Source organism: Streptomyces sp. NPDC060198 (assembly GCF_042728415.1).
In the GTDB taxonomy this organism is placed as follows: Bacteria; Actinomycetota; Actinomycetes; order Streptomycetales; family Streptomycetaceae; genus Streptomyces.
Genome location: NZ_JBHWZJ010000179.1, coordinates 1 through 14,523, shown reverse-complemented (window position 1 = coordinate 14,523; position 14,523 = coordinate 1). Strand labels below are relative to the sequence as shown.

Annotated in this window: 14 protein-coding genes; 8 read left to right on the top strand and 6 right to left on the bottom strand. The window is 71.5% G+C overall.

The genetic code is table 11. From position 1 onward, the window contains the following. Positions 1–134 precede the first annotated feature (134 nt). Both ACFWEP_RS21220 and ACFWEP_RS21215 read right to left on the bottom strand, forming a co-directional pair. Positions 135–1,106 (bottom strand): sugar ABC transporter substrate-binding protein, encoded by a 972-nt coding sequence (locus ACFWEP_RS21220; RefSeq protein WP_387371859.1) that lies wholly within the window; start codon positions 1,104–1,106, stop codon positions 135–137. Positions 1,107–1,161: 55 nt separating this feature from the next. Next, positions 1,162–2,301, bottom strand: a complete 1,140-nt coding sequence (locus ACFWEP_RS21215) for an FAD-dependent monooxygenase (RefSeq protein WP_387371858.1) — start codon at positions 2,299–2,301, stop codon at positions 1,162–1,164. A gap of 570 nt (positions 2,302–2,871) precedes the next feature. Here ACFWEP_RS21215 and ACFWEP_RS21210 point away from each other — a divergent pair. Together ACFWEP_RS21210 and ACFWEP_RS21205 are read left to right on the top strand one after the other, a co-directional pair. Then, on the top strand, positions 2,872–3,837 hold the full coding sequence (locus ACFWEP_RS21210) for an AsnC family transcriptional regulator (RefSeq protein WP_387371857.1): 966 nt from the start codon (positions 2,872–2,874) through the stop codon (positions 3,835–3,837). A 107-nt stretch (positions 3,838–3,944) separates the two neighbouring features. After that, positions 3,945–4,847, top strand: a complete 903-nt coding sequence (locus ACFWEP_RS21205) for an RNA polymerase sigma-70 factor (protein ID WP_387371856.1) — start codon at positions 3,945–3,947, stop codon at positions 4,845–4,847. A 30-nt stretch (positions 4,848–4,877) separates the two neighbouring features. Here ACFWEP_RS21205 and ACFWEP_RS21200 read toward each other — a convergent pair whose 3' ends face one another. Next, entirely contained in the window at positions 4,878–5,363 is a 486-nt protein-coding gene (locus ACFWEP_RS21200) for a GNAT family N-acetyltransferase (RefSeq protein ID WP_387371855.1), read from the bottom strand. Positions 5,364–5,412: 49 nt separating this feature from the next. Between ACFWEP_RS21200 and ACFWEP_RS21195 the strand changes: the two genes are divergently transcribed. Next, the gene (locus tag ACFWEP_RS21195) at positions 5,413–6,228 is read left to right on the top strand and encodes an exodeoxyribonuclease III (protein ID WP_387371854.1); all 816 of its coding nucleotides are present in this window, start codon (positions 5,413–5,415) and stop codon (positions 6,226–6,228) included. A gap of 239 nt (positions 6,229–6,467) precedes the next feature. Beyond that, positions 6,468–6,938 (top strand): NUDIX domain-containing protein, encoded by a 471-nt coding sequence (locus ACFWEP_RS21190; RefSeq protein ID WP_387371853.1) that lies wholly within the window; start codon positions 6,468–6,470, stop codon positions 6,936–6,938. Positions 6,939–7,132: 194 nt separating this feature from the next. Here the strand turns inward: ACFWEP_RS21190 and ACFWEP_RS21185 are convergent, their stop codons facing one another. Both ACFWEP_RS21185 and ACFWEP_RS21180 read right to left on the bottom strand, forming a co-directional pair. Next, positions 7,133–7,504, bottom strand: a complete 372-nt coding sequence (locus ACFWEP_RS21185; RefSeq protein ID WP_387371851.1) for a hypothetical protein — start codon at positions 7,502–7,504, stop codon at positions 7,133–7,135. Between the two features lie 32 nt (positions 7,505–7,536). Continuing rightward, on the bottom strand, positions 7,537–8,196 hold the full coding sequence (locus ACFWEP_RS21180; protein WP_387371860.1) for a MerR family transcriptional regulator: 660 nt from the start codon (positions 8,194–8,196) through the stop codon (positions 7,537–7,539). Between the two features lie 167 nt (positions 8,197–8,363). Here ACFWEP_RS21180 and ACFWEP_RS21175 point away from each other — a divergent pair, with 167 nt between their 5' ends. The 4 genes from ACFWEP_RS21175 to ACFWEP_RS21160 all read left to right on the top strand — a co-directional run bounded on the left by ACFWEP_RS21175 (position 8,364) and on the right by ACFWEP_RS21160 (position 12,149). After that, positions 8,364–9,971 (top strand): flavin-containing monooxygenase, encoded by a 1,608-nt coding sequence (locus tag ACFWEP_RS21175; protein WP_387371850.1) that lies wholly within the window; start codon positions 8,364–8,366, stop codon positions 9,969–9,971. Beyond that, positions 9,968–10,906, top strand: coding sequence for an alpha/beta fold hydrolase (locus tag ACFWEP_RS21170; protein WP_387371848.1), 939 nt, complete (start codon positions 9,968–9,970; stop codon positions 10,904–10,906). Before ACFWEP_RS21175 ends, ACFWEP_RS21170 begins: the two co-directional genes overlap by 4 nt. After that, complete coding sequence (locus ACFWEP_RS21165; protein ID WP_387371847.1) at positions 10,903–11,787, top strand: SDR family oxidoreductase; 885 nt, start codon at positions 10,903–10,905, stop codon at positions 11,785–11,787. Before ACFWEP_RS21170 ends, ACFWEP_RS21165 begins: the two co-directional genes overlap by 4 nt. Positions 11,788–11,957: 170 nt before the next feature. Continuing rightward, positions 11,958–12,149, top strand: a complete 192-nt coding sequence (locus ACFWEP_RS21160; RefSeq protein WP_387371846.1) for a hypothetical protein — start codon at positions 11,958–11,960, stop codon at positions 12,147–12,149. Between the two features lie 181 nt (positions 12,150–12,330). On the opposite strand, the gene ACFWEP_RS21155 is transcribed toward ACFWEP_RS21160, so the two are convergent. Next, the coding region (locus ACFWEP_RS21155) for a S41 family peptidase (protein ID WP_387371845.1) at positions 12,331–14,523 on the bottom strand (2,193 nt) is incomplete at its 5' end.

Here is a 14,523-nt window from a genome sequence, read left to right as displayed (position 1 = left end):
GCCCGGCCTTGTTTGTGGGCCCCGGCCCGGGTTTTGGGGGCCGGCCCGGGTTGAGGGCGCCGGGCTGGGTTTAGGGCCCCCCGCGGGTGCCCCCGGGCCTCACCCCCTACCCCCGCCGGAGCGGGCCCGAGCTCTCAGCGGTCGCAGTACTGCGGCGCGTCGTCGGCGTTCTCGGCCGTGACCATGGTGAGGGGGATGTCGGTGATCTTGTCCGCGGCCTTCCCGCTCTCCGGCGCCCCGTCGTCGAGCAGAGCGAGAGTCCGCTCGATCGCCGTTTCTCCGATGACCTTGGGCGAGTTGGCCACCGTGGCGGAGAGTCTGCCGTCGCGGATCGCGGCCAGTCCGGCGTCCGTACCGTTCTCGGTGACGATCTCGACGTCGTGCGCGCCCGCCGCGTCGAAGGTCTTGCGGACGGCGAGGGCCATCTCCTCGTTGGCGACGAACACGTAGTCCAGGTCGGGGTGGGCCTGGATCATGTTCTGCGCCACGTCCTGAGCTTTGACCGGGTTGAACATGGCCGGCTGGTTCGCCACCACGTCGGCGCCGGCCGGCAGCGCTTCCGTGAAGCCGGACACCATGAAGTCGGAGGCGGCACCCGGCGCCCCGGCGACGACACCGACCTTCACGGGCTTCCCGCCCGCGTCCTTCGCGACCCACCCGGCGTCCATTTCGCCGAGCCGGTGGAGGTCCACGACGGCGGCTCCGAGGATGCCGGAGACGTCGTCGGTGGCGACCGAGGTGAGATAGATCGGCACGCCTGCGGACTCGGCGTGGGCGACCGCCCCCTCCAAGGCGTCGACGTTGACGGTCTGCACGACGAGCGCGTCCACCCCGTGCGTGATCATGTCCTCGATGTTGGAGAGCTCCTTGCCCGCCTCCTGATGGGAGTTGGCCAGCAGAAGGCGGGCGCCCTCCTGTTTCGCCGTCCGCTCCACGGCCTTCTGCAGGCAGGTGGCGAACTCGCTGGTGTCGCCGTTCACGAAGCCCAGAGTGACGGCGGAACCGTCCCCCGGACCGCTTCCACTGCCGCAGCCGCCGAGGACCGCGATCGTGCCGAGGGCCACCGCCGTGGCCAGTGCGCTGCGCGTACCTGCGGAGAGTCGCATGGTCGCCCTTCGTCGAGGTCGGGGAGAGGGGAGCCGGCGCGCGTACACGGGGGGATCAGAAGGGCTGGACCATCGTCTCCAGCACGTGCTGGGTGAGTCCGGCATGGTCGAAGTCCTCCTTGCCGGTGGGGTCGATCTCCCATTCGCCGATGGCGACCGACGACTCCACGACGAGCTTGCAGCGTTCGTAGCGGCGCTCGGTGTACAGACGGAACGCCTGCTCGGGGCTGTCCTGCGTCACCAGGCACTCGGCGAGGACGACCCCGTCCTCGATGGCCTGCGCCGCACCCTGGCCCAGGTGCGGGGTCACCGCGTGGACCGCGTCGCCGATCAGCACGATCCGGTCGCGGTGCCAGGGGGCGGGTGCGATGAGCCATTCCTCGGGCCGGAACACGATGGCGGCCGGATCGGTGACGTACGTGTCACGGACGTGGCCGGCCAGCCCTCCGAACGGGGCCAGCAGCTCCCGCAGGACCTTGTCCATCTGATCCTGCTCCAGCCAACGCCCTTGCTCCCAGACGGTGTTGAAGAAGAAGTACGCCAACTCGGGGCCGATCGGCACGAAGCCCGCCATGCCGGTGGGGCCGTGCTGGAGGATGATGCGGTCGATCTCGGGGATGCGGGGGATGTTGAGGCGGAACGCGGACTGCCCGATGTAGACCGGGGCCGGCTCCCCTCCGAGGACGTACGGGCGGACCTTCGAGTACACCCCGTCCGCGCCGACGACGAAGTCCACCCGGCCACCGGTGCCGTCGGTGTACGTCACGTCGACGCCTTCGGGACCGTTGACGAGCTCCGTGAAGGTCTTGGCGTACTCGATCGTCACCCCGGCCCCCCGCGCCCGGTCGGTGAGGATGCGGTGCAGCTGCGGGCGGGTGAGGCCGTTCATCGGCGGCAGCCCGGAGCCGGCGATCCGGGCCCCCGGCACCTCCCGCACCAGATTGCCGTCCACGTCGTGGACCTGCCCCCACGCCGTGGTCGCGTACCCCACGGCCAGACACGCCTCGGCGCAGCCGATCGCGTCGAGTGCGCGCAGGGCGTTCACCGGCTGGATGATGCCGACGCCGTACACGGACGAGTGCAGGTCCTCGTGCAGTTCCACGACGTTGACGTCGTATCCCGACTCCCGCAGCGCGACGGCGGTGGACAGGCCACCGATCCCGCCGCCGACCACCAGAACAGTTCCTCGGCTCATTTCGACCACCCGGTATCTCGTAGGACCGGTCCCGGTGCGGGGTGCACCGGGCCGATGGGTGGCGAACGTAACGGCCGGAAAGGAAAGGGGGAAGGAAGGGGGAGTGCACGTTTAGTTTGCGCTCCCGTCGTCTTCCCGGGCGTTCCGTGATGCGCTCCCGAAATTCCCAGGACTTTCCCCGACTTTTCCCCGTCTCCTCGGTCGAGCCGGCTCGGCTTCTGGCCGTATCCGGTGGGGCAAAGGGGATCCGCCATGGCATACAGGGTCGCTGAGCTGGGGTGATGTGTGCTTCCGCGCTCCGCTGGGTGTGCGGCGTGAGCGAGATCCCTCGCAGGGGGGCGTGCGGTGTCGGATTCCCTTTTTCTCGGCGGAATTCCTTGCTCGCACATCTGGGCGGGTGCAAGGTGGAGGGAATCGGGGAGGGCTTCGGAATTCGGTGGTGGGCAGGATTCTTTTCCCGTCCAGGAATGGGCGCCGGGGAAGGTCGTGCGCGCGTCGGTCACCGGCGGTTTCTGTACGGTCGGGTGGACCGCCCGCGCGCCGGGCCCGACGGACCGACCGGGAGGCCATGTGGAGCCCCGCACGCTCGACACCCTGGACCTGAAGCTGCTGCAGGCGCTGGAACTCGACGGGCGGGCACCCTTCAGCCGGATCGCCCACGTCCTCGGGGTCTCCGACCAGACGGTCGCGCGCCGGTTCAGACGGTTGCGGAGCGCGGCGGGGCTGCGAGTGGTCGGCACGGCCGACGACAGCCGCCTCGGCCGGACGGGCTGGATCGTGCGGCTCGGCTGCGCCGACGGTTCGGCGCCCGCGCTCGCGGCGGCGCTCGCCCGGCGGCCCGACACCCACTACATCGACCTGGTCGCCGACGGGTCCGAGGTCGTCTGCGCGATCCGCCCCAGGAGCGACCGCGAGCGCGACGAACTGTTCCTGGAACGCATCAGGCGCACCCCGGACGTCACCTCGGTCACCGCCCACTGCGTGCTGCACTCCTACTACGGCAACGCCCTCGGCTGGCTGAGGAAGATCAGCGCGCTCGACGCCGAGGAGGAGCTGGAGCTGCGTACCGTGCCGCCGGCCCTCGCTCCGGTGGCCGTCGCGCTGGACCCGGCCGACGAGGCCATGCTCGCCGCGCTCGCCCGGGACGGCCGGGCCCCGCTCACCGAACTCCAGTCGGTCACCGGCCAGTCCGAGTCGTCCGTCAAGCGGCGCCTGGAACGGCTGCGTTCCACCGGAGTGCTGTACTTCGCCGTCGAGTACGACCACGTGCCCCTCGGGCGGGGCGTCGAGGCCCTGTGCTGGCTCACCGTCACCCCGCGCGACCTGGTCGAGGCGGGCCGGCTGGTGGCCCGGCACCCGGAGGTGCGGTTCGCGGGGGCGGTCACCGGCCGGACCAACCTCGTCGTCTCGGTGCTCTGCCGGACCACCGCCGACCTGTACGCGTTCGTGGGGGAGAAGATCGCCGGGCTGCCGGGGGTGCTCACGGCGGAGACCACCCTCACCCTCCGCCGGGTCAAGGCGCTCGCCCCCCGGTAGCCTGCTTCGACGGGCGGGGGCCCACCGGCCGGGGCATGTCACATCGTGCGGCGCTGTTCTGTCACTGCTGCGAAGACACCTCACGACCGACCCGGAAGGCACCCGTCATGGCCCGTGTACCGATCGACGAGGCACTCGCCCGGTTCCAGGAGCACCACGCGGCCCTGTTCGGTATCGCGTACCGGATGCTCGGCAGCGCGGCGGACGCCGAGGACATGCTCCAGGACACCTGGCTGGCCTGGAGCAAGGTCGACCACGCCCGGATCGACAACCCCGGCGCCTACTTGGCCCGTACGATCACCAACCTCTCGCTCAACCGGCTGACCTCGGCGACCGCGCGGCGGGAGGCGTACGTCGGGCCGTGGCTGCCCGAACCGCTGGTCACCACGCCCGACGCGAGCGACGCGGTGGAGCAGGCGGAGGCGATCTCGCTGGCGATGCTGGTGGTGCTGGAGTCGCTGTCGCCGCTGGAGCGGGCCGTCTTCGTCCTCAAGGAGGTCTTCGGCTACCCGTACGCGGAGATCGCCGCGATGATCGACCGCACGGAAGGGGCGGTACGCCAGGCCGGCAGCAGGGCGCGCTCGCACGTACGGGCGCGCCGGCCGCGTTACGAGGCGGCGCCCGAGGTGCGCCGCAAGGTCACCGACGAGTTCCTGGCGGCGTGCGTCGGCGGGGACCTGAACCGGGTGCTGGGGATGCTGGCGCCCGACGTGACCGTCTGGTCGGACGGCGGGGGCAAGGTCCAGGCGGCGCTGCGGCCGATCCGGGGCGCGGACAAGGCGGCCCGCTGGCTGCTGGGCGTGATGTCCTCGCCGCTGCCCGACACGGGGTACCACCGGGTCGACGTGAACGGCGAGCCCGGCCTGCTGGTCACCGTGGCGGGGGTCACCGACGACGTCCTCGTGCTGGAGACGGGCCCGGCGGGCATCGTGGGCATCCGGGTGGTCCGCAACCCCGACAAGCTGGAGCGGGTGACCCTGCCGGACCGGCCGTTCCGCCCGCGCGGCTGAGGGGCCGCGGCCTCCTGGGGCGAGCCGTCGTCAGGACTCCTGGAGCGGCTTGGCCATGCAGATGCTGTTGTCGTACGTCCGGTAGTGGCCGAACTTCTCGCAGACCGTGTAGCCGCTCGACGTGTACAGCGCGATCGCCTCGGGCTGCTTGTCGCCGGTCTCCAGGACCATGCGCGTGCGGCCCGCCGCGCGGGCGTCCTCCTCCAGCAGGCCGAGGATGCGGCGGGCGAGACCTTGGCCACGTCCCTCACGTATGACGAACATCCGCTTGACCTCGGCGTCGCCGTCGGCGTACCCCTCCTCGTTCTGCTCCATGGCGCGCCAGCCGCCGGTCGCCACCGGGCGCTCCCGCTCGTCGTAGGCGAGGAGGTACAGGCCGTTGGGGGGCTCGAACATGGTGGGATCGAGGTAGGTCTGGTCGCCGCCGTCCTGGTACCGCTCGATGTATTCGAGCTGGACCTCGTCGTTGAGCTTGACGGCGTCGGGGTGGTCGTACGACCGGGGCTGGATATTCACGCAGGTAAGCGTACATATGTGCGGGCCCTCGTTTGGGTACTGTCGGGGGGTGCTTACCGTCACCAGCGTCAACGTGAATGGGCTCCGCGCCGCCGCGAAGAAGGGCTTCGTCCCCTGGCTCGCGGAGACCGGGGCCGATGTCGTCTGCCTCCAGGAAGTACGTGCCGAGGCGGCCCAGCTCCCCGAGGAGGTACGGGATCCCGAGGGCTGGCACGTGGTGCACGCGCCGGCCGCCGCCAAGGGGCGTGCGGGCGTCTCCCTGTACTCCCGGCGTGCGCCGGAGCGCATCCAGATCGGCTTCGGCGGCTTCGGGATCGAGGGCGCCGAGGAGTTCGACCTGAGCGGCCGGTACGCCGAGATCGACCTTCCGGGCGTCACCGTCGCCAGCCTGTACCTGCCCTCCGGCGAGGTCGGCACCGAGCGGCAGGAGGAGAAGGAGCGCTTCATGGCGGCCTTCCTCCCCTACCTGGTCGGGCTCAAGGAGCGCTCCGCCGCCGAGGGGCGCGAGGTCGTCGTCTGCGGCGACTGGAACATCGCCCACCAGGAGGCCGACCTCAAGAACTGGAAGTCGAACCGGAAGAACTCCGGTTTCCTCCCGGAGGAGCGGGAGTGGCTGACCCGGGTCTTCGAGGAGGCCGCGTACGTGGACGTGGTGCGCGCCCTCCACCCGGACCAGGAGGGGCCCTACTCCTGGTGGTCCTACCGAGGCCGCGCCTTCGACAACGACGCCGGGTGGCGGATCGACTACCAGGTGGCGACGCCCGGCCTCGCGGCCCGCACGGTGAAGGCGTACGTCGAGCGGGCGGCGGCCCACGCCGAGCGGTGGAGCGATCACGCGCCCGTGACCGCAGTGTTCGACCTGTAGGAAGCGGCTGCGGAAAGCCTCGTCCGGCTGTGTTCCTCGCGTCGCCGGACGGGGCCGAGGCGGGCGTCGTACGTGCTGTACGCCGCTGGGCGGGACCAGCCACTCTCGACCCCCACCCTCGGCCGCAGGAAAGCCATGGGGCGCTTGCGGCGCCATGCCGACGGGGGCATGTTCGACACCTGTGCGGGGAGCTTCGACGCCGTAGGGGACACGGCACGCCCCGTGGACGGGTGAGCGGCATGGCCCGAACCGAGTACTACGACGACCCGCACGCCCCCCAGCCGAACAGCCTGGTCGTGGCGGCCTCCGCCGTTGTCACCGACGCGGACGGCCGCCTGCTTCTCCAGCGGCGCCGGGACAACGACCTGTGGGCGCTCCCTGGCGGGGCGATGGACATGGGCGATTCCCTGCCCGGCACGGCCGTGCGGGAGGTCAAGGAGGAGACCGGTCTGGACGTGGAGATCACGGGACTCGTCGGTACGTACACCGACCCGCGTCATGTCATCGCGTACAGCGACGGTGAAGTGCGTCGGCAGTTCAATGTCTGCTTCACCGCGAGGGTCGTCGGCGGCGCTCTGGCCGTCTCGGAAGAGTCCACCGAACTCCGGTTCGTGGCACCCGAAGACCTCGACTCGCTCCCCATGCACCACACGCAGCGGCTACGGATCGGACACTTTCTGGAGCGTCGCGCCACCCCGTACTTGGGGTAGGGGCATCCCCTGGCCGCATATGTGCCAACTCGTCCGCGCACGGCTGCCGTTGCCTGGGTCGCTCCGCCGCGGCGGGCGTCAGCCGGTCCGGCCCGCGTGGCGGAGCGCCCAGTCGGAGACGCCGCTCAGGCGGGCGGCGGCTCTGGCGGGGTCGCCGGTTCGGATGGGCTGGTCCACCTCGAAGTCGTGTCCGGTCATACCGCATTCGTCTTCGACGATGCGCGCGATGCGGTAGGCGATCTCCATGATCGCCGCTGCCGCCGCCCCGTGTGGTGGTGGGCGACCTCGATGTGGGCGGTCTCCCCGCAGTGGTCGAGCTGGACGCGCCCCGGCGGCCCGACCGTCTCCAGGGTCAGGCTGTACGGGTACTCCGTGGACTCGACGGCCCCGGCCTCGGCCTCCCGGGAGACGCGGTCCAGGATGCGGGCCCACTCGTCCCGGTGTGCGTCGGTGGGGCGGAACGGGGGCGGTTCGGCGTCGGGGTCGTAGCCGGCGTCGAGGCGGTCGAGCGCCTTCTGGACGGTCAGCCCCGGTTCCACCCGTACGAGCGTGATGTTGTAGGTCACCGGGTGACCATGGACTCCCCGTCGGCCGCTGTCTACTCCGTTTCACCGTCGGGTCGTTGCCCGTCGGGGGCGTCGTCGCTCTCGCGCAGCCGCCGGTCCAGGGCCATCGAGAGCTCCGCGTCCACGACCGCGCGGGCCAGTGGGCGGAGTTTGTCGATGGGGCTGTCCGCCGCGTGCACCTGGATGACCCGGACGAAGATCTCGGCCAGTGCCTCGGCGTGCTCGCGGATGCGGCGGCCGGTGGAGAGGACGGTGGCCAACGGGACGCCCTCGCGCACCAGTTCGGCAGATACCTCCAACAGGCGACGGCTGATGTGCACGATCTCGTCGCCGTCGGTGGCGAGATAGCCGAGATCGAGGGCGGTGGCGAGGTTCTCCGGTGTGACTTCGCCCTCGAAATAGTCGGCGAGTTGCTCCGGAGTGAGCCGGACCGGGGTCTCCTCGGTGGGCTCGCCCAGTCCCAGGACCTCGGCGACGTCGCGTCCGCTCTCGAAGGTGGCGGCGAGGTCGGCGATGCCGTTGAGGGTGTGGCCGCGCTCCAACAGGCCGGTGATGGTGCGCAGTCGTGCCAGGTGGTGGCTGTCGTACCAGGTGATGCGTCCCTCGCGGCGGGGCGGTGGGATGAGCCCGCGCTCACGGTAGAAGCGGAGGGTCCGCACGGTGATGCCGGCCTCCTGGGCCAGCTCCTCCATGCGGTATTCGCGTTGCTCATGTCCTTCGGCCACAGAGCGAACCTTATGTTGTACCGCCGGTAACTTCCTTGTCCTGCCCTCTACCCATCGGTACGGGCCTGCTCTACCCTCCGAAAGGTGCCAGTGATTGCTGGCAGAGTCGTGTGACTACCGCGGGAGGCGGCGGCATGGCCCAGCACGAGCACGTACGGGTGGCGGTGATCGGATCCGGATTCGGTGGCCTCGGGGCCGCGGTCCGGCTGCGCCGCGAAGGCATCACCGATTTCGTCGTCCTGGAGCGGGCCGGCTCCGTGGGAGGTACCTGGCGCGACAACACGTACCCCGGGTGCGCCTGCGACGTGCCCTCGCACCTGTACTCCTTCTCCTTCGCGCCCAACTCCGAGTGGCCGCGCACCTTCTCCGGCCAGGAGCACATACGTGCGTACCTGGAGCGGGTGGCCGACACCTTCGGTCTCCGCCCGCACCTCAGGTTCAACCATGAGGTGAAGGTGATGCGTTGGGACACCGAGGCACTCAACTGGGTGATCGAGTGCGCCAACGGCACGACGATCGTCGCGGACGTCGTGGTCTCCGCGACCGGCCCGCTCTCCGACCCGAAGACGCCGGACGTCCCCGGCCTCGACACTTTCCCGGGCGAGGTCTTCCACTCCGCCCGCTGGAACCACGACTACGACCTGGCCGGCAAGCGCGTCGCGATGATCGGCACCGGCGCCTCCGCCATCCAGATAGTGCCCGCCATCCAGCCGGAGGTGGGACGCCTCACGCTCTTCCAGCGCACCCCGCCCTGGGTGATGCCGCGCGTCGACCGGGCCATCGGGAAGGCCGAGCGGTGGCTGCACCGCACCGTCCCCGCCACCGGCACCGCCCGGCGCGGACTGCTGTGGGGGATACGTGAGTTGCAGGTCAGCGCCTTCACGAAGTACCCCGACGGGCTCGGCCTGATCGAGTCCCTGGCGAAGGCGGGCATGGCGCGGGCCATCAAGGACCCGGCGCTGCGCGCCAAGCTCACCCCGGACTACCGCATCGGGTGCAAGCGCATCCTGCTCTCCAGCACCTACTATCCGGCGCTCGCCCGCCCCAACGTCGACGTCGTGGCCTCCGGCCTCGCCGAGGTCCGCGGATCGACGCTCGTCGCCTCGGACGGTACGGAGACCGAGGCCGACGCGATCATCTTCGGCACCGGCTTCCACGTCACCGACATGCCGATCGCCGAACGTGTCGTCGGCGCCGACGGCATCACCCTCGCCGAGAGCTGGAAGACCGGGATGCGGTCGCTGCGCGGCGCCACCGCCGCCGGCTTCCCCAACTGGATGACCATCATCGGCCCGAACACCGGGCTCGGGAACTCCTCGATGATCCTCATGATCGAGTCCCAGCTGAACTACATGGCCGACTACCTGCGGCAGTTGAAGGTGCTAGGCACCGGGACGGCGCTCGCCGCACGCCCCACCGCGGTGGACGGCTGGAACGACCGCGTCCAGAAGCGGATGGAGCGCACCGTCTGGAACACCGGCGGCTGCACCAGCTGGTACCTGGACGAGAACGGCCGCAACACCACCGTCTGGCCCGGTACCACGGCCGACTTCCGCCGCGCCACCAGGTCAGTCGATCTGGCGGAGTACGACGTGATCCGCGCCCCCGCGACCGCACGGCCGCCTACGGTGGTCGCCCAGAGGTCCGGCGGGTCCGGGAAGCCGTCGCGGGCCCCGAAGGCAGCGCAGGGCACCGATCCCGCCGGACCCGACCGGCCCGTGACCGAGGAGGCAACCCGATGAGCTCACGACTCCCGCGGCAGCGTTCCGGGGACCTCGTGCCCGTACCCGAGCGGACGCTCTTCGCCGTCTCGGCCGACGGCTCCCGCGTCCATGTCGAGGTGTACGGCCCCGAGGAGGCGCCCGCCGTCGTCCTCGCGCACGGCTGGACGTGCAGCACCCGGTTCTGGTCCGCCCAGATCGCCGATCTCGCCGCCGACCACCGGGTCATCGCCTACGACCAGCGAGGCCACGGTGGCAGCCCCGACGTGGGCCCCGGCGGACACAGCACCGACGCCCTCGCCGACGACCTGGAGGCGGTGCTCGCCGCCACCCTCGCGCCCGGCCGCAAGGCGGTGCTGGCGGGGCATTCCATGGGCGGGATGACGCTGATGGCCGCCGCCCGCCGCCCCCGGTTCCGGGAGCACGCCGCCGCCGTCCTGCTCTGCAGCACCGGCAGCGGGCGGCTGGCGGACGAGGCCCGGGTGTTCACCGGGCCGAAGCCCGCGCGCACCGGCGGGACCCGGGCACTCCTGCGGGCGGCCCTCCCGTTGGGACCGGTCACCCCCCTCACCCGGGCCCTGCTCAAGTACGCCACCATGGGGCCCGGCTCGTCGCCCGAGCGGGTGGACGTCTGCGCGCGCATCGTGCAGGCCTGTCCCCGCAAGGCCCGCGCCGCCTGGGGGCACGTGCTCTCGGACCTCGATCTGGACCGGGAAGTCCCGGAGCTGCGGGTGCCGGCCGCCGTACTGGTGGGCCTGGAGGACCGGATGACCCCGCCCGCGCACGCCCGCGCGCTGGCGGCGGCGCTGCCGGACTTCCTCGGTCTCACCGAGCTGCCCGGAATGGGCCACATGACACCGCTCGAAGCGCCGGAAGCCGTCAGCGCGAAGATCCGTGAACTTGTCGCCGGTCACCTCACCGGGACCGCCACGAACGAGAAGGAGGACGTCGTATGAGCGCCGGTCGGAGTCTCGAAGGACAGGTCGTCGTCGTCACCGGCGCGGCCCGCGGGGTGGGCGAGCTGCTCGCCCGCAAACTCTCCGCGCGCGGCGCCACACTCGCCCTGGTCGGCCTGGAGCCGGAGGAGCTGAAGCAGGTCTCGGAGCGGCTGTACGGCGAGAGCGCCCACTGGTACGCGGACGTCACCGACCACGAGGCGATGGAGCAGGTGGCCCAGGAGGTGAAGGCCCGCTTCGGCAAGGTGGACGTGGTCGTCGCCAACGCCGGGGTCGCCACCGGGGGACCGTTCGTCGACTCGGACCCGGTGGCCTGGCGGCGGGTCATCGAGGTCAACCTGATCGGCAGCGCGGTGACCGGCCGCGCGTTCCTGCCGGTACTGATGGAGAGCCGGGGCTACTTCCTCCAGATAGCGTCGCTCGCCGCGATCACCCCGGCGCCGATGATGAGTGCGTACTGCGCGTCGAAGTCGGGCGTCGAGGCGTTCGCGCACAGCCTGCGGGCGGAGGTCGGCTATCGGGGTGTGCGGGTCGGCGTCGGCTACCTCTCCTGGACCGACACCGACATGGTGCGAGGCGCCGACCAGGACGAGGTCATGCGGGAGCTGCGCGGCCGGCTGCCCTGGCCCGCCAACCGGACGTACCCGCTCGGCCCGGCGGTCGACCGGATCGTGGCCGGTATCGAGCGGCGCTCCTCGCACGTCTACGCCCAGTGGTGGCTGCGCGGGATGCAGTCGGTGCGGGGCTACCTGCCCATGCTCATCGGCACCGTCGGGGCCCGTGAGATGAAACGGTTCGCCTCCCGGCTCGACGCCATCCCCAAGGGGCTGGTCGGAGCGGGCGGAGCGGCGGACACGGAGGCACGCGCGCCCCGCCGCTGACCGGTCGGCGCGCTGGTCGAACGGGAGGCCGAAGCGCTGGTCGAAAAGCCGTCGGCACACTGCGTCGTTGATCAAAATGCGCGGTATGTCCGACCGTGCGAGGCTGAGCGAGGCCGCTCCTCACGGGGGCGGTCTCCCCAGACCCCACGCACCCCACTGGAGTGAACAGCATGGGTATCGCAGACCAGTTCAAGGACAAGGCGCAGGAACTCGCCGACCAGGCCAAGCAGAAGTCCGGCCAGGGCAAGGACGCCGCGCGCGACCGTGCCAAGGGCGCCGGCGACCGGGACGACGAGAAGTCGGGTCTCCGCGACCGCGCCGACGACGCGACCGACAAGGCCCGCGAGCGCTTTGACCGTTGACGGCCTGAGGTGCTGACCGGCTCCGGCCGGTGGGTACTTGCCGAGGAGGCGCATCCGGACGACAGGATGCGCCTCTTCGGCGTGCCCGGAGCGCGAAAGGCGCGCGGCGGGGAAAGGCGTGCGGCGGGGAGCCACGGGCCCGCCGCGCCCCGCATCCGCGCGCTCACGTCGTCCCGGGGCGTCACCTCGGGGGCAGCGGCGGCCTGCGCAGGTCCGGTACCGCGTCGTACGTCGGCGGGGTCGCCGCCGGCCGCTCGTCCAGCAGCTCCAGCGCGAGACGCACCGCGTCGTCCAGCACCGCGTGCCGGCCCTCCGCCCAGTCCAGCGGGGTGCGCAGCGCCTCGATGTCCGGCTCGACCCCGTGGTTCTCGACCGACCAGCCGTACGTGTCGAACCAGGCGGCGTTCATCGGCACCGTGATCACCGTGCCGTCGCCCAGCCGGTGCCGGCCGGTCATGCCGACCACCCCGCCCCAGGTGCGCTGTCCGACCACCGGGCCCAGCTTCAGCAGCCGGAACGCGGCGGTGATCATGTCGCCGTCCGAGGAGGTGGCCTCGTCCGCGAGCGCCACCACGGGCCCGCGCGGCGCGTTCGAGGCGTACGAGACGGCCTGGGCGTTCCGGGTCAGGTCCCAGCCGAGGATCTTGCGGGTCAGCTTCTCCACCACCAGCTCGCTGATGTGGCCGCCCGCGTTCCCGCGTACGTCCACGATGAGGGCGGGCCGGGACACCTCCATCCGCAGGTCCCGGTTGAACTGCGCCCAGCCCGAGCCGCCGAGGTCCGGGATATGCAGATAGCCGCACTTGCCGCCGCTCAACTCCCGTACCACCTCGCGGCGTTTGGCAACCCAGTCCTGGTAGCGCAGCGGCCGTTCGTCCACCAGCGGCATGATCGCGACGCGGCGCGGGCGCCCCTGTCCGCCCGGCGGGAGGAACGTCAGCTCGACCGTCGTGCCGCCCGCCGCCGTCAGCAGGGGGTAGGGGCCGGCGAGCGGATCGACCGGGCGGCCGTCCACGTGGGTGAGGACCGCGCCCTCCCGGATGCCCGTACCGGCGAGCGGGGAGCGGGCCTTGGAGTCGGAGGAGTCGCCGGGCAGGACACGCCGGACGGTCCAGGCCCCGTCCCGGCAGACGAGGTTGGCGCCGAGCAGGCCGATCGCCCGCTGGTAGTGCGGAGGGCCCTCGTTGCGGCGGGCTGGGGAGACGTACGCGTGCGAGGTGCCCAGTTCGCCCAGGACTTCGCGGAGCAGATCGGCGAACTCGTCGGGGGAGGAGACGCGTTCGACGAGCGGACGGTACTGGTCGAGCACCCCCGACCAGTCGATCCCGCACATGTCGGGCTCCCAGAAGTAGGAGCGGATGATGCGCCCCGCCTCGTCGTACGCCTGCCGCCATTCCGCCGCCGGGTCCACCTCGTGCAGGATGCGGCGCAGGTCGAGGTAGGTGGTGGAGTCGCTGTCGCCCGACTCGTTGGACGGGACGGCCCGCAACTCCCCGTCGTCCATGACGACCAGTCGGGTCGCGTCGCCGCTGACCGCGAACCAGTCCAGGTGGTCCACGAGTTCGGTCCTGCGGGCCTTGGCGATGTTGAAGTGCTCCAGCGTCGGGCGGCCCGACATGTCCGCCGGGTTGGCGAAGGTCTCACCCAGGGCCCCGGAGATGGGCCACCGCAGCCAGACCAGTCCGCCCCCGGCGACCGGGCGGAGCGCGGAGTACTTCGAGGCCGCCACCGGGAACGGCGCCACCCGGTTCTCCAGCCCCTCGAACTCGACGGTGACCGGCGCCGTCCCCTCGCTCGGACCGGCCTCCGGCAGGTCCAGCGGATCGAGGCCGCCCGCCGCCGGGCGGCCGTCCGGCGAGAGCGCGAACGGCGACGGGGTCGCGGAGGAGAGCGGTACCAGGTACGGGCGGCAGCCCAGCGGGAACGAGAGGTCTCCGGTGTGGACGTCGTACACCGGGTCGAAGCCGCGCCAGGAGAGGAACGCGAGGTACCGGCCGTCCTCCGTGAACACCGGGTTCTCGTCCTCGAAACGGCCGTTGGTGACGTCCACGATCACCGGAGCGCCCGGTCCGGAGATCCGGGCCAGCTTGATCTGCCGCAGCGAGCGGCCGATGCCCGGGTGCGACCAGGTGAGCCAGGCGCCGTCCGGCGAGAAGGCCAGGTCGCGGACGGGGCCGTTGACGGAGCGGATGAGCTCGGAGACCTCGGCGAGGGGCGCCGTCGGGGGCGGGGACGCCGATCCGGCGGTGTCCGCCGGCCCCTCGGCCGTCCCGGTCGTCCCGGTCGTCTCGGTCGTCTCGGTCGTCTCGGTCGTCTCGGTCGTCTCGGTCGTCTCGGTCGTCCCGGTCGTCTCGGTCGTCCCGGTCGTCCCGGC